Source organism: Candidatus Bathyarchaeia archaeon (assembly GCA_038883335.1).
Classification (GTDB): Archaea; Thermoproteota; Bathyarchaeia; order Hecatellales; family Hecatellaceae; genus JAVZMI01.
Map to the genome: position 1 here is coordinate 83,415 of JAVZMI010000005.1, position 18,818 is coordinate 102,232.

Here is an 18,818-nt window from a genome sequence, read left to right on the forward strand (position 1 = left end):
AGACTTAGGGTATAGTCTAATCAGACGATAACTAACCAGACTATGGAAATGAAGACTAAAGTTAAGGCTTGACATCTCGGGCAGGGGCGGGGTGTCAATAAGCCATTTACAGTCTTCACGGCAACCTAACGTGGTCTATACTACCGCCTCAGATGGTTTCTCTGCGATCTTCTTCAGTTGGCGTCGATACATTTCCACAATCTCTTTGACGGTTGTTGCATCCTCTGGCGCCTTGTCGTTTCGGTAATTCCCAGTGAAGCGGGGGAACCTCACCGCCAACCCGCTACCCTTTCTAATTATATCCATCCCAGCTGGGTGGATTGGGCTCAAAGTTATCTCAGCGCCTATAATCTCAAGGACTACCGCGGGGATGAACCAGACATCTGCTTTCAGCTGAGACTCTACCCTCGCATGGCGGTGGTCTATCTTATAATCCTTGAGAAGAGTAGGTAGCTTCGCTAGGTCTTCGTCTGTGAAGCCTGAACCGCACTTTGAGATGGTTGGGAAAGTGTCCTTCTCATCATCGTAGGCAGCCATTAAAAGAGCACCATAGGTTCCACCACGCTTCCCCCTCCCGTGGAATGCCCCAACAACGACGAGGTCAAGTGTATCGGTCAGTAGCGCTTGATAATCTCTCTTCAATTTTATCCAGAGCCAACCTCTAGCGCCAGCCTGATAGATAGAATCCGAGGCGACAGACTTTACCACCAGCCCCTCGCAACCCTCAGACACCGCTTCCTCGAAAAATTTCTCCAACTTCTCCGGGTCATCGGTGACTAGAGCCTTAGCGATCCTCACCCGGTCCGACTCTTCGACGATCTTCTCTAAGCTCTTCCGTCTCTCGGGGTATGGTGCAGTTGTCAAGTCTTGCCCGTCGACATAGAGGGCGTCAAACATGAAGAGGGATACAGGGTAAGTCTCCATGGCTTCTTCAATACGGTATTTACGCCGCCGATGCATCAGCTCCTGGAAAGGCATCAGCTCGTCAGTCTCTGGGTTTACCGCTACGCATTCGCATTCGACTATAGCTTCCTTTACATGGACGTATTGCTGAATGAGTTTGCATGCGTCGGGGTAATGGTTTGTTATGTTCTCCAATCTACGTGAGAAAAGCATCACTTTGCCTCCATCTTTGTGGGCTTGGAGTCTCTCCCCGTCATACTTATACTCGGCTGCCCCAACTCCACCCAGCTTCTCCAAAATCTCGTTCGCTGAGGGGAGCCTCTCCGCCAGCATCGGACGGATTGGCTTTCCTACGACAACCTTGAACTGCTCAACACCCTTTATGCCCATCTCAACCACAACCCTAGCCACGCTGCCAAGGTCTGAAGATAAATTATATGCCCTCTCAAGCCTAGGCCTCTCCTCCCTTGAGCCACAGTAAGCCGCTGCCAAAGCGTCTAGTATTGTCATGTCAGCCAACCCAAGCCTGAGCTTTCCAGTCACGGTCCTCATAATGTATTTAGCTTCTCTAGGCTCCGCATCTATTAGCAAGCTGGAAAGTAGACGAATCTTAGTCTCCTGAGCGCCCTCTCCAACCGCTCTGGCGATCTTATCCAATGTCTCATAGACCCTCTCAACGGTTAGGGGCTCTCGCATTAGAGCAACTTGAACTCTCTTCTTCAGAATGCTCGCAGCCGTCTCACCGAGGTCGCCAGTCTTCTCTAGGTTCTGCAGGATGGCAGCTTCCCCCAAGCCGGAAACCAAAGCAAGCGCTCTTATTCCGAGCTTCTCAGCTATGCCAACCTCTATGCCCATATAATCTGGGTAAAGTTTCCCCTGAGTGAGGTAGACTACTTTATCAATAACAGACGCCGGAGTTTTCTTGAAAAGAGAGATGAGATGATCTGTGATCTCCAACCTCTTGGTAGTAGCCTCTATCTTCTCGTACATCTCGGTGATGAGTGAATAGTCCAAACCTCCACCTTCAACAGAGGTAAACAGATCCACTGTTTAAAGGATTACTCTGGGAACCAAGGTATTTATTTCAGGATACAAGAGCAGATATAGAGTGGAGGTTTGTAGCAATGGACTGGGGAATGGAGAATCGTTTGGCAAGGATAATAAGACCAGAAACTGGCCGCACCCTAATGTTGGCAGTCGACCATGGATATTTCCTCGGACCGACCACACGACTTGAAGAGCCCAGTAAGACCATCGAGCCATTGATCCCGTATACAGATGCCATTATGCTTACAAGAGGAATACTACGCTCCTCTGTAAAGGCTACTGCCAACATACCGGTCGTCCTTAGAGTATCAGGCGGTACAAGCATTGTAGGGGGGCCACTCTCCAATGAAGGAATCACCACCTCTATGAAGGAGGCAGTTCGCCTCAATGCGGCTGCAGTTGCACTATCCATCTTCGTTGGCACAGAACATGAAAAGCAGACCCTGCTCAGCCTGTCAAAGCTTGTAGATGAAGGTGAAGAATACGGTATACCTGTCATCGCGGTTACCGCTGTAGGTAAAGAGTTAGAGAAGCGTGATGCACGCTATCTCGCCCTAAGTTGCCGCATCGCGGCGGAGCTAGGTGCCCGTATGGTGAAGACCTACTACTGTGAAGGATTCGAGAAAGTCGCGAAAGGATGCCCAGTACCCTTGGTTGTTGCCGGAGGACCTAAACTAGCAACAGAACTTGACGTGTTGAAACTCACCTACAACGCCCTCCAAGAGGGGGCTGTAGGTGTGGATATGGGGAGGAACATTTGGCAGTCTGACTACCCCGTGGCAATGATCAGGGCTCTCCGCGCCATCATTCACGAGAAGGCTACCGTGGAAGAGGCTTACCATATATTTAACGAGATAAAGCAAGACAAAAGGCAGCCATGAACGCCAGCCCTCCAGATCAAATTAATACAAGAAAAAGCCACAGTAGCATACATCAGACGAAAGGCATTGGCGGTAGTGGTTGCAGTGCGGGTAGCAACGTATTATAGCAACCGGGATGTACGGTTGGAGGAGTCTCCAACGCCAACTATAGGTCCCGGTGAACTCTTGGTGCGGGTGGAGGCAAGTGGCATATGCGGCTCCGATGTCATGGAATGGTACCGCAAAAAGAAGGCACCAATCGTCCTAGGCCATGAGATTGCTGGTGTAGTCGCCGAGGTGGGGGAGGGGGTAACCCTCTATAAAGTGGGTGACCGGGTAACTGCTTCTCACCACGTGCCCTGCAACACCTGCCATTATTGCTTGAGCGGCCACCATACGGTTTGTGAGACGCTTCGTAGCACGAACTTTGACCCAGGCGGCTTCGCCGAGTACATTCGGCTGCCAGCGGTCAACGTAAGATATGGGGTATACCCATTACCCGATGATGTATCCTTCGAGGAGGCAGCATTCACTGAGCCGTTGGCGTGTGTCCTGCGGGGGCAGAGGCTGGCGCATGTAGAACCAGGAAGTAGTGTTCTTGTAATTGGTAGTGGCATCTCAGGTCTGCTTCACATTCAGCTAGCCCGCGCGCTTGGAGCGGGGCTTGTGGTGGCAACAGATGTAAGTGAGTATAGGTTAGATGCGGCACGACGGTTTGGGGCTGACGCCGTGATCCATGCGAAAGAAGACATCCCTGCACTCCTCCGTCAGCTCAATAGTGGGAGGCTTGCAGATAGGGTGATAGTCTCCACTAGCGCAGCATCAGCTTTTACGCAAGCATTCAACTCGGTAGAGCGGGGAGGTACTGTCCTCTTATTTGCGCCGACAGAGCAAGGTGTCACGATTCCACTCTCCGTGAACGACCTTTTCTGGCGTAACGAGATAACACTCACAAGCTCTTATGCAGGTAGCCCAGCCGATCATGTGGTTGCGCTGGAGTTAATTCGAAGGCGGAGAGTACGGGTTAGGGAGATGATAACTCATAGGTTTGGGTTAGCTGAGACAGGGCTGGGCTTCAGGCTAGTCGCGGAGGCTAAGAACTCAATCAAGGTTATCATCGAACCCCAGAGGTAGCCAGACTTGTTTGTTAGATGATAATCTAAAGTACGGTGCACAATCTCGATTTTAACCTGAATTTGTGCCGATGACAAGTTCAACTTCGCCTTAGAATCGTTTTAGGTGTTAGCGTATGTACGCTAACCAAACCTGCATCCTTCGCCTGCGGTTTTTCTCTGAGTCACGGTTCAGCCTCCCCCCACGGGGGGGATGATGGCTATTGTATCTCCTTCATTCAGGTGGGTAGCCATCCCATCGAGAAGGTTTGCATTGCGACCGTTTATTAGCACTTGGAGAAAAGGCTTGATCGCCCCTTCATCTAAAGTGTAATCAGTAAATCTGGAGCCATATTTTCTTGAGAGGCTATTAAAGACATCTTCTAGAGTGGCATTTGGTTGGAGTATAAGTTCCTCCTCTTTCTTTCCCACAATCTCCCTTAGAGTGGTGAAGAATCTTACCTTAATCTTCACTCCACACTCTAACACGCCTAAATTAACCTCCTGCTGGGGTTATTTTGAAGAATACATATATTATTAAAATGTTCTGCGTACTTTCCTATCGCGCGTAGCCGAGCATGTGTTAACTCGGCTTGGTTTCCTCCACAGGGATACACCCGTCTTGGTATTCTTAACTTCTAAGACTCTATGGAGGGGTATCAGTATCTCCTCGCCGTTTGACCTGTAGGTGAAGCAAGCTCGGCTTATCTTGAGAATTGATGAGAAGGGAATGGTCTTTTTGTCGCTGACTGCACCTCTATGGATGAATGTGACTGTGAAATCTTCAACCGGCATACTGCCACTCCAGAAGATCTTCCCTAATATCTCTCTTAACCCTTTAGGTCTTGTCCCCTATTCACCTGCGATAACGATTTATAATAGCCTGTATTTATCCCAATAAACAGGAGGCTTAATAATGGCTCATATCCCATTCCTGCCCGGGGCTACAACTCTTGGTATAACTTTTAAAGACGGGGTAATCCTAGCCTCGGAGAAGAGAGTCGCGTATGGATACCTCGTCCTTAGTAAGGCGGGTAAGAAGGTTTTTAAGCTCACCGATAGAGTTGGCGCTGCATGCGCCGGTTTAGTCGCGGATATGCAAATACTGGCAAGGTATGTTGCCTCCCTCTCCATGCTTCACAGCCTAGACAGCGCACGGCCGTCCTCTGTAATCGCGGTGGCAAAGCTGATGGCCAACATCCTCTTCGAGAGGAGGCTCTTCCCCCTGCTCACACAGACCATAATTGGGGGTGTCGATGAGGAGGGGCCAGCAATATATGTCTTGGACCCTCTTGGGTCGCTGATAAAGGACAAGTTCTCATGCGTCGGCTCCGGTGCAGAGATAGCTACAGGCATAATAGAATCCAGCTATAAAGAGGACATGACTCAAGAAGAGGCGAAGGAGCTGGCGCTTAGAAGCATAAAAGCGGCTGTAGCTAGAGACATCCAGAGCGGTGACGGTGCTGACTTCATGATAATAACGCCCAACGGGATTGTCGAAGAGACCATAAGCTTCAAGTGAAATGCACTCTTGAAGCTCCTCTCACAAAGTTCACCAAGTATCACCCTGAGAGATGTAAAGCCAATTTTGGAGGAGCTTATCTCTATCCCAAGTGTGAGTGGTAACGAGCATGACATAGCAGACTGGCTAGCCAACTATCTCTCTGGGTTAGGCTTCAATGTGGAGAAGATTGATACACCTGAATGTGGCCCAGACATCCTAGCTAGTCTTAGCCGCGGTGAGAAGGGTGCCTGCCTCCTTCTCTACGGTCATATGGATACTATAGAGCCTGTCTCAGGCTGGGCCTATCCCCCATTCAAACCTACCCTGAAGGGTAGCCGCCTCTATGGCTTGGGTGCCTCTGATATGAAGGGTGGGATAGCCGCAATATTGGCGGCGGCTAATAAGCTGCGGAGGGTGAAATTGAGGGGCTCACTCCTAGTAGCCTTTGGGAGCGACGAGGAGCTTTATTCTAGGGGGTGTGATGCTCTGATTCAGAAAGGGAAGTTAAGAGGCATCCATGCCGCCATCTCCGCGGAGCCTACTCAGCTCGATCTGGTGGAGGGGAGGGGGGGTCGAGCGGTTTATGAGGTCTCCGTTAAAGGCACATCCAGCCACGGCGCCCTTGCTGAGGAGGGTGTAAACGCGGTGGATGAAGCTGCTAGGTTCATAACCCACCTCAAGCGTCTACCCCTGAAAAGGTTTAGGGGCGTGAAGGGGGCCGTATCCATTTTATCAGTTAGCGGAGGGACCGAGTTTCTCTCTATTCCGGACTTCTGCCGCATACTGGTTGATAGGCTTCTCGTGCCCGGGGAGACTAAGGAGACTGCATTGAAGCAGATCGAGAAGCTGATAGCTGACCTCGACTCGGATGCTAAGTTCAGAGTGCGGTTGATGACGCGTAAAACTCCGTTTATGGAACCTTACGTTCTGAGCCGCAGGAGCCTGATATCGAATATTGTTGAGCGGGCATGCCAAATAGTCAGCGGTTTCAAACCTCGCAGGCGCATAGAGCTCTCCGTTGGCGATGAGAATTATCTGGTGGTTAGAGGTAGGATTCCCACAGTCTCAATAGGACCTAAAGGTGGTGGAGCACATGCTCCCAACGAGTATGTTGATTTGCCTTCAGTTGTGGAGGCGGCTAAAATTTATGCCGCATCAGCAGCGATATACCTTAATAGTTGGGCTGAGAGCGATTGAAGACTAAGGTCGGAGGCATGATGGAAGGCTTAGACAAGTCTTCGATCTACCATGTAAAGCTCTTCGATGAGAAAGGCTTCGTGAGGAAGCAGTGTGCTTCATGCGGTAGAAACTTCTGGACTCTCGATAGGGAGAGTGTCTACTGCGGAGACCAGCCCTGCCAAGAATATGCATTCCTAGGCCGCCCGTCCACTAAGGCCAGCTACAGTGTAGCGGAGGTTAGAGAGAAGTTCCTCTCCTTCTTCGAGAGGAGGGGCCATAGAAGGGTTGGTAGATATCCGGTGGTGGCAAGGTGGCGAGATGACGTATTCTTCGTTGGTGCTTCAATCTACGATTTCCAGCCGTGGGTTACCAGTGGACTAGTACCTCCACCAGCCAACCCACTAGTCATTTCCCAACCATGTGTGCGATTAACAGACATGGATCTCGTGGGAAGATCCGGAAGACATCTCACCAGCTTCGAGATGATGGCGCATCATGCATTCAACACTCCAAGCGAGATGGTCTATTGGACGGATGAAACGGCTGCCTACTGCTTCGAATTCCTCACCAGTGAACTTGGAATCAAGCCAGAAAGAATACGGTTCATTGAGGAGATGTGGGTAGGTGGTGGAAATGCAGGGGAAGACTTCGAGGTCACAGTCGACGGTATCGAACTCGCCACACTGGTCTATATGCATTATAAGACTGAGGATGACAAGCTGAAGCCCATAGAGAACCTTACCGTCGACACAGGCTACGGTCTCGAACGGATAGCGTGGCTCAGCCAAGGGAAACCCACAATCTACGACACAGCCTTCGCTCCAGTAGTCCAAGAACTCTGCAGACTTACTGGATATAAAATAGAGGATGAGACAATCTTCCTAGAGGCTTCTCGGCAGGCCGGCTTAGTCGATATCAGGAGCCCTGGCGGGTTAGCCCTCCTCAGAGCTAAGGTTGCGGAGAGAGTTAGAGTTACGCCGGCGGAGCTGGAGGCTCTGATGAAGCCTATGGAGCTTATATATGCTGTAGCAGACTTTACGCGAACCCTCACTTTCATGTTGGGTGATGGTGTAGTTCCATCAAACGCTGAGGCTGGTTACCTTGCGCGTCTACTAATAAGGCGAACCCTGCGAAACTTGGAGGAGTTAAGACTTGCCATGCCTCTAAGTGAGGTCTTGAGTATCCAGCTGAAAGAGCTTGTTACAGCCTTTCCAGAGTATAAGAGGAAGGTAGAGATAATTCTGAGAATGGTTGATCTAGAAGAGAAGAGATACGCGGCAACCTTAGCTAGGGGTAGGGAAATCGTCTCAAGGCTGGTTGGGGAGGCTAAGGCGAAAGCTAAGCCCACTATAGCTGAAGGAGAGCTGCTGAAACTCTACGACTCCCACGGACTAACCCCCGACTTTGTCCAGCAGACAGCTAAGAGCCTAGGGGTGGAGGTTGAGGTACCAGCTGACTTCTTCAGCCGCATAGCCAAACTTCACGAAGGTTCCGCCAAGTCTACGGCGGAGGAAACTGCGGGTTGGGTTGCCAAGTATAGGGAGTTAGCGGGGAAATTGCCTCCAACTAGGCTACTATACTATGAGGACTCTCACATTTTCGAGTTCAAGGCGAAGGTGCTGCGTATTGTGGATGGGAAATATTTGGTTCTCGACCAAACTGCCTTTTACCCTGAGGGTGGAGGCCAGCCACCAGACCTGGGCATCATCAGATTCAAAGGTGGAGAGGCTAAGGTCGTGGACACACAGAAGATTCAAGATGTAATCTTCCACGCCCTCGAGGGGGAGATGCCAAGTGAGGGGGGCGAAGTCATGGGGATAGTTGACAGGGCGAGGAGACTACCTCTCATGAGGCAGCACACTGCGACCCACCTTATAATGGGAGCTGCGGTGCGGTTGTTGGGTGATCACGTATGGCAGTCAGGGGCGCAAAAAGATGTTGTGAGGTCGAGGCTAGACATAGCTCACTACGAGAAGCTTAACCTCGAACAGATCCATAAACTTGAGTGGCTAGCTAACGAAGCGGTTATGGCCAACACCTCCGTGGAGACCATGTGGATGGCTAGAGAAGATGCTGAGGCTAAATTCGGCTTCAGACTCTACCAGGGCGGTGTAGTTCCCGGAGCGAAGATCAGGGTTGTGAAGATAGGCGACTGGGATGTAGAAGCCTGCGGGGGGACACATTGTAAATCAACTGGGGAGGTGGGTCTCATAAAAATCTTGAAGAGCGAAAGGATACAAGACGGAGTGGAGAGAATTTTATTCGCAGCCGGACAATCTGCGATTCACCACATCCAACAGAGCGAGAATAAGATAAGACATGTGGCTGAGACCCTCGGCGTTCCCGTAGAACATTCTGAGAAGGCCGTTGAAGACTTGCTGTCGGAGCTGAAGGCTCTAAGGAAGGAGGTTGAGAGACTGAGAGAGAGAACTGCCTCCTATGAGGCTTCCGAGCTACTCAAGAAAGCAAGAAGAGTCAACGGTGTAAGGGTGATGAAAATGGCGGCCGAGAATGCTGACTTGGATAGTGTAATAAAAACTTGGAGCGAACTCGTGAAGGCAGAAGCAGACCTTGTGGTCGTATATATCGGTATCACTACAAACTCGGCTAGGATTGTAGTTATGGCTGGGGCGAAGGCTGTAGAAGTCGGCGTCAACGCTGGGAAGGTTACGGCTGAATTGTCCGTGATGCTGGGTGGTGGCGGCGGTGGTCAACTGCACCTAGGCCAGGGTGGAGGTCCGAGGTTAGATAAGGTGAATGAAGCCCTTGAGGCTGTTGAAGTTGTTGTAGGAAGGCAGCTGAGGCGAGGTTAAGTTGCCGCTGGTTTGGAAGGAGATTGAAGAGAAGTGGCAGAAGAGGTGGGCTGAGGCTAAAGTCTTCGAGGCTGATCCAGACTCGAATCCGTCTAGGCTGAAGTTCTTCCTCACAGTGGCTTACCCCTACCCTAACAGTCCACAGCACATAGGCCACGGCCGAACCTATACGCTTGCTGATGTCCATGCCAGATACCGCCGGATGAGAGGCTATAACACCTTGCTTCCGATGGGTTTCCACTATACTGGAACCCCCATCCTAGCGATGGCTAAGCGTCTCGCCGCAGGGGACGAGGAGCTGATCACCACTTTCAGAGAGATATACAAAGTGCCCCCTCAACTCCTCGAAGAATTCAAGGATCCACTGAAGATCGCTACCTACTTCCATGAAGAGATAAGAGAGGGCATGAAGAAGATGGGCTACTCAATAGACTTTCGCCGCGAATTTACCACTATAGACCCCCAATATAGTCGCTTCATTGAATGGCAATTCCGCAAACTACGTGAGCGAGGCTTTATATCCCAGGGGAGCCATGCGGTTGGGTGGTGCCCCAGTTGCGGCCACCCCGTTGGGCAACATGACACAAGAGGCGACGTAGAGCCTGAGATAGAGGAATTTACCCTCATCAAATTTAAGAACGAAAACTTCATCCTTCCCACAGGAACTCTGAGGCCGGAGACAATCTTTGGAGTCACGAACATCTGGGTTAATCCTGGCGCCGAATACGTTGAAGCGAATGTTGATGGAGAGAACCAGATAATCAGCGCCGAATCCGTAGAGAAGCTGCGACTCCTTGCACATAAGGTGGAAGTGAAGAGGAGGTTTCCTGGAAAATTCCTCATAGGAAAATACGTATCAAACCCAGCTACCGGTAAAAAAGTCCCCATACTCCCAGCCCGCTTTGTAAATCCAGCCGTGGTTACCGGCGTGGTGATGTCAGTCCCAGCCCACGCCCCATACGATTGTGTAGCCCTTGAAGAGGTGAGGCGGAGCCCAGAAGTCTTGGCCCCATACGGTTTGGGGAAGGAGGATTTAGGGAAACTTGAACCCATATCCATTATCGAACTGCCAGGTTACTCTGAGAGCCCAGCCGCGGATGTGGTCAGAGAGTTTAAGATAAAAGATCAGACTGACACACGCCTCGAAGAGGCTACCCGAGTGGTCTACAGGCATGAATTCCATAGTGGAAGGATGAAGGCTAACACGGGCTGTTACGCTGGGTTGTCGGTAGCTGAGGCGAAAGAGGCTGTTAAGAGAGATCTGATACAAGCAGGCGCGGCTGGGACTATGTATGAGCTGGCCAATAGACCTATCCTCTGCCGGTGTGGGACAGAGTGTGTGGTCAAGATATTTGAGAATCAATGGTTTATCGATTATGGGAACGCTGAATGGAAGAGGCGAGCGCGTGAGTGTTTAAGTAAGATGAGCATTCTTCCAGATGAGATGCGGCGTGAGTTCACGTACGTAATTGAATGGCTGAAAGAGAAGGCATGCGCTAGAAGATCCGGCTTGGGGACACGGCTACCTTGGGATCCTAGTTGGATAATTGAGTCACTTTCGGACAGCACGATCTACATGGCATATTACTTATTGGCGAAGTACATTAACCGAGAACACATCTCAGCCGATCAGCTAACAGACGCTGTATTCGATTACGTGTTCTTCGGCGAGGGCGACGTCTCGGCTGTGAGTAAGTCTTCCAACCTAAACGTAAACCTCCTAAAAGAGATGCGGCGTGAGTTCACATACTTCTACCCTCTAGACGCTAGGCATTCAGGCCGCGATTTAGTTACTAACCATCTGACTTACTTCATCTTTAACCATGTAGCCATATTTCCAGAGGCTCTCTGGCCTAGGCAGATAGTGGTCAATGGCAGCGTCCTGATGGAAGGGCAGAAGATGTCAAAGAGTCTGGGGAACATAATCCCACTCCGCGAGGCCATTGCCATCTATGGCGCTGACCCGCTCAGGATCTCCCTGCTGGCTACCGCTGGGCTTCTTCAAGACGCCGACTTCAGCGCCAACCTCGCAAGATCGATGAGTGACCGATTAGAGCGCCTCTATAACCACGCCGTTAAGGTCGCCAGTCTTGAAAGACCTTCAGCTGAGGAAGAGCGGAACCTGACTTGGTGCGACCGGTGGCTGATAAGTCGTGTCCAGAGGCATATCCAAGCAGTCACCGAAACCATGGAGAAACTTGAGGTTATGAAAGCATGCCAGATCGCCCTCTACCTTCTGGATCAGGATGTTCAATGGTATCTTAGGCGAAGCCAAGTTGAGAGCCCGGAGAGGAGGAGGGTTACAGCGGGAGTGTTAAGGGAGACCCTCGACATTCAGATCAGGCTCTTAGCTCCATTCATACCTCACCTCGCCGAGGAGGTGTGGAGCCTCCTTGGAAAGGAAGGTTTCGTGGCGTTAGCCAATTGGCCCTCTCCAAGCGTGGAGAAGATCGACCTCAGAGCAGAGGAGTTGGAGAGCATCATCATCTCGGTGGTGGAGGACACAAAAAGCATACTCAAAGCCACCAACATAAGTCCTAGGAGGATATGTTATTATACCGCATCGGATTGGAAGTGGAGAGTCTACCTAAGGGTGTTAGAAGCTACACTCAAGAACGAAGCCTCCCTCCCCCAACTAATAAGGGAGGTAACAGCTTCATACAAAGCTGCTGTAGGGGCAGAATCGGCGGTTAAATTCTTGAAGAGAACCTTCGAAGTTGTCTCAAGGGCGCCTAGAGACCGGTTGGAGAAGGCGATGGCAGCGGGGTTACTCGACGAGACAGCATATTTGAAAGAGGCTCAGGGCTTTCTGGAGAGTGAATTCAACGCTAGTATCGAGATATACCGTGAAGATGACCCTGCCAAGTTTGACCCGCAGGGGCGATCCTTTCTAGCAGAGCCACATCGCCCAGGAATCTACGTGGAATAGGCTGATGCGGAGACCTGCTCATGGGGAGGCTCCTCCGAGCTATAGAAGATTACAGGTACCTCCTGAACCGAGGATATAAGAGAGAGACCTCTTTAAGGCTTGTAGGAGATAAATATCTGTTAAGCAGACTGGAGAGACTCCTGCTTTATCGATGCGTCCACAGCCTCGAGGAGGCTAGGGCGCGCAGGACGAAGCTTATTCCTCTCAGAGAAGCGAAGGGGAAGCGGATCGCGGTGGACGGATATAACACGCTAATAACTGTGGAGAGCTTACTGGAATCCAAACCCTTGATAATCTGCGACGACGGTTTCATAAGGGACCTGTCTGCTGTGCATGGTGGGTATGAGATGAAGGTTATCACTGAGGATGCCTTACGCATGATTGCCTCTATCATCAAGAGTTCAGAGGTTGGTGAGGTTGGTTTCTTCTTTGACGCCCAGATAAGCAGGAGCGGTGATGTTGCAGCTCTGACTAGGAGGCTTCTAGCGGAGGCGGGGGTTGAGGGAGTAGCTTCAGCAGTGAAGCAGGCTGACAGTTGCACCTTAGAGTATGCGAAAATAGTTGCGAGTAGCGATGCTATAGTTATCGACAAGGCGGCGTACGCGGTGGACTTGGCGCAAGAGCTTATCCGCCATAAGAGACTGGGCAAACTAGTCTTTAAGATCGAGCAACTTCAACGTTTGGAGAGATTTACGCAACTTTCATAGATGCATCGGTGGAGTGATATGCTGTCTCTGAAAGTTTGAAACCGAAACTTCTAAAGATGAGGTAATCTCTTGAATGGCTGGGCCCGTGGCGCAGTCAGGATAGCGCGGCAGCCTCCTAAACTTGGGGAGAGTTGTAGGTCAGGGGTTCAAATCCCCTCGGGCCCGCCAAAAATTTCCCTAGCTGTTTATTGAAAATCATGCGAGTTTGAATCCGGCTTAGATAACTATTCTCGGCATATGTAAATGAAATAATAAGGGTTGCGGTTACCTGTCTGTTTGTGTGAGAGTAGGATAGATGGCAACGGTTCGCAGGCCTTTAGTAGGTTGTGAGAAGATAAGTTTAGGATGGACGAAGCAGCCCCTTTGGTGGAGGCCGTGGTGAAGAGGTGTCTAAATCGCAGAATATGGGGGCGCATCCTCTTCACGTTCACCTACTTCCCTTCTCCCCTTTGAGGTTCTGGTTATATCTGGAAGACGCATTGTTTGTCTCCTCTGGCTATGCAGGCGGTCTCTGTTGCTTTTAGAGGCTTGTTGAAGGCTTGGCTTAGCGCCCCCTCCAAATAGCCTCTAAAAAACCAGCATACTGGTTGCTGGGAGGGCCCATACTCTTTCGCTTCAAAACTTTCAACCAAAACCACTTTTCCTGTCCCATTTTCCATGTCGAGTTGGAATCGTATGTTTCCCCATCCTTCGCTCCGTTTATTTTGGGCTATGGCTTTGAGCAGCTCCTCCCTGTCAGGGTATATCTGCATGAGGCGTTGACTACTGCGCCTACCGCAGCCTCGCCCAGCATCGTATAGGACTATAAAGGCGCCTGAAGCGAAACGCCCCTCCAAAGTCTTCTTGAGGTCCGTGAATGTGACTACGCGGAAGATTACAGCTTCACCGTTTCTCAAGAGCTTGAAACAACTCTCAGTCTCCTCTCTAAGCTCATCCTCCACTATCATACCCCCACACATTGGTATGGATAAGAGCGCATGGTTCTCTTAAAATCCCAAGCCCAGACGGCATCTTCCAGCTGCATATAATCATACTTTTCATGTACTTCACTGTTTATGTAGAGTTGCGGCTGGTCTTCCTACGGAAGCCGACGAGGACACCGATTATGGTTCGGTCGAACGTGTTTATAAGAATTTTTAAGCATTATGCAGACTGTTCTCTCAGTTTTCGCCATGCTCAGATGTTTTTTTAAAAATTAAGTCGAAATGATTCCCCTTCGCAATTTCGGAACGTTTTAATTTATAGGTTTGGACTCATTACTGCAATGGTGGGATTTTGATGGTTGCCCCGCCCTATCTAGTTTCTTACGCCATAACTAAGAAGTGTAATCTAAAATGCAAGCACTGCTACAGCGAAGCAGCTGAGGAAAGTGCGCCCGACGAATTAACAACAGATGAGGCTAAAAGACTGCTTGATCACATCGCAAATTGGGGAGCAAAGCTTCTGATTATTGATGGTGGAGAGCCCCTTTGCAGAGACGACTTCTACCAACTTGCACGCCATGCTTCAGCAAAAGGTTTAAGGGTAGTTGTAGGGAGCAATGGAACCCTCATCGACGGGTCAGTGGCAACGAAGATGCGTGAGGCTGGGGTGCAAGCTGTAGCTATCTCGGTGGATGGGGCTCAAGCTGAAACGCACGACGGATTCAGAGGTGAAGAGGGCGCCTACGCCAAGGCTATAGAAGGAATCAGAGCTTGCAAGGATGCCGGGCTGCCTTTTCAGCTTAACACGGTCATCAGGAGACGGACGATCACGGAGCTTCCTCAAATACTCCAATTAGCAGTTGAAAGTGGAGCGAATGCCGCTGAGTTCTTCGATCTGGTGCAGGTGAGTAGAGTGAAACGCGAATGCGCCGAGGAAGTGCTGAGCGTGGGTGAAAGGGAAAAAGTTATGGAGTGGCTGGCTGAAGCGCAAGCCGAGTGTCCTATCATAATAAGGGTACCAGCGTGCCCCATGTACCCTCTAATTCTAAAGGAGAAGAAGATTCAGCCGAGGCATTTCCCAAACAATCTCCTACACAGAATACCATACTATAATCGCGGCTGTGCCGCTGGGATGCCAGAGGGGTATGTAACCATTCTCCCAAATGGAGATGTGATTCCCTGTATGCTCCTTCAGGTTAAGATTGGAAATGTGAGAAAAGGAAATATTGTGGATATCTGGGAGAGGTCTCCAATCTTGACTATGCTCCGCTCAAGAGATCTGTTGAAAGGAGAATGCGGGGAATGTGCAAACCGTGATATTTGCGCGGGATGTAGAGGGAGAGCATATGAATGTACGGGCAATATGCTAGCCTCCGATCCAGGGTGCTGGCTTCAATACTCGAAAAATTAAACCCTGAGCCTAACATTCGCCAGCTAAAACACTATTACGATAGCGAGGGCTGTAGATGCAGTTTGCCACCACAGGATAATTGCTGAGGGTCCTGGCAGTGTTTAGTGCGACTTGCCATTTAGTTACGCTTTAGCTTAGTTGCATGGATAATGCACGCAGAGTCATTAGCTTTTGAGTAAATAAAAGTAGATGTCGTCCTTAATCAATAAATGCTGAATCAAATCCGTGAATCGCACCATACCGCTGAGTTTTAATCAGAGAACCGAGTGGACTGCCGGATGCTTAACTATTTTTTCTTCTCATCTTTCTCTGTGACCGCCCCTTTTACACCTTTCCCGAACGCCTTAGCGAATTCAAGTCCTTTTTTAATCCCCTTCCCGACTATCTCACCTGTCTTCTCGGCAACTTCCTCCGCCTTTTCTTTCTTTTCCTCCATCTACCTACCCCCAAAGAACATAATATTCTTCTATATTTTATGTGAAAATAACGGTTATAAGTATAATTGCCGAAGCTGAGGCAACCACTGCATTTTTTGATTAACGCAAAATTTTAAGTTCATTCAATGGTTTAACGCCCTTAATATTTCAGCTCAGCCCTCTGTGTAATGGAGATATACAAACTAATTTTGACCTCAATTAACAAGATGACGCTTGAGAGAAGGGCTTAATGTGAGGTGTAATATACGGGTGCATACTTTATGTTCCAAAGTTTTATACAGAGGGATCAGGCATATTATAGCCGATGTGTGATGTCATTAGAGCAGGAGATTCTGGATGAGCTGAGGAAGATTCGAGAAGCTGTAACCCCCAAACCAGCACCCCCGCCGCCTCCACCACCCAAAGGTCTATTGGCTGAGTTTGTGGACTTTATAGGCAAATATGGGGTTCTAGGTCTGGCTGTCGGCTTCGTTATTGGTTTATATGTAGGTAAAGTCGTCTCTGCGCTCGTAACAGATATCATAATGCCTATTCCAGGCGCCTTCCTGCCTAGTGGTGATTGGAGGAAGGCTGTGGTCAGTATACCGGTTGGGAATGGAATAAACCTCGCCATAGGTGACTTTGTAGGCGTATTAATTGACTTCATAATAGTTGCGTTCGTAGTCTTCTTGATAGCCAGATACGCGCGGAAAATGGGAATAAAGTAGTTCCCTTAACCTAATTTGGCAGATACATAAACCCGGCATTCCTCCCACCATACGCATTAATATGTCATTTGGGAGGCTTTCAGTTTAAGCCTCAGATGAAAGAATCATCCAAACCGCTGCTGCTTTCATCTTTCTGTTGCAGTGGTCTCATTGGTACTGTGCCTCAATCTGGGTGCATCATCCTTGAAGTTACGTAAGGCTAATTTATGCGAAGATCTTCTCAGAACCAGTGCGGGTGAAGATGGTGGGCGAATACTCTGAGAGAAAGCTTATAGAGATCTTGAAGGTGCTCAGCGAACACAGAGAGCCTGTGGGCGCCCGTCTTGTGGCTAATGAACTCATGAGGAGAGGGTTCAGACTTGACGAGCGGACGGTGAGGTATCATCTGAAGATATTGGATGAAAGAGGCCTTACAGAGAACTTTGGCTATGAGGGGCGTGTGATAACAGCTAAGGGGTTAGAGGAGATAAGAAACGCTCTGATGATAAGTCGGATGGGGTTCGTCATAGCAAAGATAGAGTCTCTAATCTACAGGATGGATTTTGATATTGAGAGTGGGAAAGGAAATGTGATAGTCAATCTAGCACTTGTTGACGATGAGAACTTCAAAGAAGCTATCGTGATTATTAAGAGAGTTATCAAGGCGGGTTACACGGTGTCTTCAAAGATCAGGATCCTCGACGGGGGAGAGAGTTTTGGGGGTAACACCGTACCTCAAGGCAAGAAGATGATCTTCACCCTCTGTAGCATAACTCAAGATGGCATACTGCACAAGGCTGGGATCCCCATAACCTTAGAGTTTGGAGGTGTACTCCAAGTTGTGAATGGGAAGCCGTTGAGGTTTACAGACGCGATAAAATACACAGGCACAACACTCGACCCTCTAGACCTATTCGCGACGAAGGGCTTGAGTTCAGTTATGAAGGCGATAGAGACGGGGAACGGCCAGATTCTGACTAACCTACGCGAGATCCCTATGGACGCTGTGGATAATGCTAAGATGATACTGCAAAAAGCGGAAAGACTTGGGATTGGAGGCGTGCTAAAGATAGGCGAACCCAACGAATCCATCTTCGGCGTCCCGGTTGGCATCGGTCGAGTTGGCATAGCACTTATAGGTGGAACTAACCCTCTAGCTGCAGTAAGTGAGAGCGGCATTCCAATTCAAACTAAGGTCATTGAAGATTTGATGCCGTTTGAGGAGATGACCCATATTGATGAGATCTAGTCTCAACCCTCCGCTTTTCACAGCTCACACTGAACGTCTCCCTTGTTTTGATGGGCGAAGATATAAATTCCATTAAGCTATAGTGGGTTTAATGTAACTTACGGGAGAAATCTCTGGGGTGGCAGGAGTTTCAAGCGGCAGCGTCGAAGATGCTGATCAAAGCATTCTTACACTATTTCCAAGCCTCAATTTTAGGAACGGGTCAGCAACTTCGAAGAGGGCGTTTGAAAGAAATTTACTAGTTCTCCTCGCAGTTGGAGAAGGCAAAGTCACAAGGCGCCAGATTGTTAAGTCATATCAATTTTCAAATTTAGCAGTCGCCAAGAGCGTGGGAGTGTTAGAGGCCAAAGGCCTGTTATGTAAGAAGGCTATGCAAACCAGTAAAAGTGGATATTATCTGACAGCCAAAGGTGTCGTAGCGCTCATGGCGTTCCCAGAATTCAGGAACTTCGAACAGACTCGGTCAATCCTGACGAAGGTGGAATATAGAGATGACAGTCTAGCCTTCGCCCTTTTAACTATAGGCTCAAGTCTGGGTCAGAGGAGTGAGGCTGTATACGAACTTCTCTTAGAGTATGCTAAGGCAGGCCATAACATTGAAGACATTGATAGTCAAACTGCAGCCTTGTCACTTCTTGAGTTCTTGAGCAATAAGTGGAGGCATGAGAGGCAGACTGTTCCAGAATATTTGAGCGTGTTCAGAGAATTTACTACACAGGGATTTGAGTTGTTGATGAGAACTATATTAGCATCCATTAGGCCGAGGCCCGATGATCTAAATTGCTTCGTCCAGTTTCTATGTGAAGTTGCCGACTTTTACCATAACCCCATAAGGAGGAGTTACCTCAGCATTCTAAAAGATAATCCTCACTTGAGGAAAAGACTTGAAGAGTTTAAAGATGAGCAGGAGAGCTTAGTGAAGCGGGAGGGGGCTTCCGCTGAGGTGACACTCAGGGTGCGCAATATGGCTGAGTTTTACAGGTTCTCTCATATGCCAGCTCACCTCCAAGCGATTGGGGTGAGGTTAATAGTTGAACCCTTGGATTTTATGGTTAGAG

General features: G+C 49.5%; 16 protein-coding genes and 1 tRNA gene. 12 read left to right on the top strand and 5 right to left on the bottom strand.

Features of this window, described 5'->3' with window-relative positions:
• Window positions 1–135: 135 nt before the first annotated feature.
• Window positions 136–1,917: an ATP-dependent DNA ligase gene (locus QXJ75_03880; GenBank protein MEM3737211.1), complete on the bottom strand. Its 1,782-nt coding sequence runs from the start codon at window positions 1,915–1,917 to the stop codon at window positions 136–138.
• A 110-nt stretch (window positions 1,918–2,027) separates the two neighbouring features.
• On the opposite strand from QXJ75_03880, the gene lsrF reads away from it, so the two are divergent.
• Complete coding sequence (gene lsrF / locus QXJ75_03885; GenBank protein MEM3737212.1) at window positions 2,028–2,831, top strand: 3-hydroxy-5-phosphonooxypentane-2,4-dione thiolase; 804 nt, start codon at window positions 2,028–2,030, stop codon at window positions 2,829–2,831.
• 84 nt (window positions 2,832–2,915) lie between these two features.
• Window positions 2,916–3,944, top strand: coding sequence for a zinc-dependent dehydrogenase (locus QXJ75_03890; protein MEM3737213.1), 1,029 nt, complete (start codon window positions 2,916–2,918; stop codon window positions 3,942–3,944).
• A gap of 170 nt (window positions 3,945–4,114) precedes the next feature.
• Here QXJ75_03890 and QXJ75_03895 read toward each other — a convergent pair whose 3' ends face one another.
• A complete protein-coding gene (locus QXJ75_03895; protein MEM3737214.1) occupies window positions 4,115–4,411 on the bottom strand; it encodes a ubiquitin-like small modifier protein 1 in 297 nt (98 codons plus the stop codon).
• Window positions 4,412–4,459: 48 nt separating this feature from the next.
• On the bottom strand, window positions 4,460–4,747 hold the full coding sequence (locus tag QXJ75_03900) for an RNA repair domain-containing protein (GenBank protein ID MEM3737215.1): 288 nt from the start codon (window positions 4,745–4,747) through the stop codon (window positions 4,460–4,462).
• Between the two features lie 91 nt (window positions 4,748–4,838).
• On the opposite strand from QXJ75_03900, the gene QXJ75_03905 reads away from it, so the two are divergent.
• The 6 genes from QXJ75_03905 (at window position 4,839) to QXJ75_03930 (ending at window position 13,222) form a co-directional block, all read left to right on the top strand.
• Window positions 4,839–5,444 (top strand): proteasome subunit beta, encoded by a 606-nt coding sequence (locus QXJ75_03905; protein ID MEM3737216.1) that lies wholly within the window; start codon window positions 4,839–4,841, stop codon window positions 5,442–5,444.
• Between the two features lie 9 nt (window positions 5,445–5,453).
• Window positions 5,454–6,623, top strand: coding sequence for a M20/M25/M40 family metallo-hydrolase (locus tag QXJ75_03910; GenBank protein ID MEM3737217.1), 1,170 nt, complete (start codon window positions 5,454–5,456; stop codon window positions 6,621–6,623).
• Window positions 6,620–9,418: an alanine--tRNA ligase gene (gene alaS, locus QXJ75_03915; protein MEM3737218.1), complete on the top strand. Its 2,799-nt coding sequence runs from the start codon at window positions 6,620–6,622 to the stop codon at window positions 9,416–9,418. Before QXJ75_03910 ends, alaS begins: the two co-directional genes overlap by 4 nt.
• A 1-nt stretch (window position 9,419) precedes the next feature.
• Window positions 9,420–12,347, top strand: a complete 2,928-nt coding sequence (gene leuS / locus QXJ75_03920) for a leucine--tRNA ligase (protein ID MEM3737219.1) — start codon at window positions 9,420–9,422, stop codon at window positions 12,345–12,347.
• Between the two features lie 20 nt (window positions 12,348–12,367).
• Window positions 12,368–13,054, top strand: coding sequence for a DUF434 domain-containing protein (locus tag QXJ75_03925; protein MEM3737220.1), 687 nt, complete (start codon window positions 12,368–12,370; stop codon window positions 13,052–13,054).
• 79 nt (window positions 13,055–13,133) lie between these two features.
• Window positions 13,134–13,222, top strand: a tRNA-Arg gene (locus tag QXJ75_03930).
• Between the two features lie 293 nt (window positions 13,223–13,515).
• Here QXJ75_03930 and QXJ75_03935 read toward each other — a convergent pair.
• A complete protein-coding gene (locus QXJ75_03935) occupies window positions 13,516–14,001 on the bottom strand; it encodes a V4R domain-containing protein (GenBank protein MEM3737221.1) in 486 nt (161 codons plus the stop codon).
• 331 nt (window positions 14,002–14,332) lie between these two features.
• On the opposite strand from QXJ75_03935, the gene QXJ75_03940 reads away from it, so the two are divergent.
• Window positions 14,333–15,388: a radical SAM protein gene (locus tag QXJ75_03940; GenBank protein MEM3737222.1), complete on the top strand. Its 1,056-nt coding sequence runs from the start codon at window positions 14,333–14,335 to the stop codon at window positions 15,386–15,388.
• Window positions 15,389–15,674: 286 nt separating this feature from the next.
• Here the strand turns inward: QXJ75_03940 and QXJ75_03945 are convergent, their stop codons facing one another.
• Window positions 15,675–15,824, bottom strand: a complete 150-nt coding sequence (locus tag QXJ75_03945) for a hypothetical protein (GenBank protein MEM3737223.1) — start codon at window positions 15,822–15,824, stop codon at window positions 15,675–15,677.
• Window positions 15,825–16,085: 261 nt separating this feature from the next.
• On the opposite strand from QXJ75_03945, the gene QXJ75_03950 reads away from it, so the two are divergent.
• The 3 genes from QXJ75_03950 to QXJ75_03960 all read left to right on the top strand — a co-directional run.
• A complete protein-coding gene (locus QXJ75_03950) occupies window positions 16,086–16,532 on the top strand; it encodes an MscL family protein (GenBank protein ID MEM3737224.1) in 447 nt (148 codons plus the stop codon).
• 229 nt (window positions 16,533–16,761) lie between these two features.
• Window positions 16,762–17,760 carry an NrpR regulatory domain-containing protein gene (locus QXJ75_03955; GenBank protein ID MEM3737225.1) on the top strand — a complete coding sequence of 333 codons (999 nt, stop codon included), beginning with the start codon at window positions 16,762–16,764 and terminating at the stop codon, window positions 17,758–17,760.
• Between the two features lie 118 nt (window positions 17,761–17,878).
• Window positions 17,879–18,818, top strand: a 940-nt coding sequence (locus QXJ75_03960) for a hypothetical protein (protein MEM3737226.1), incomplete at its 3' end; no start/stop codon positions are given.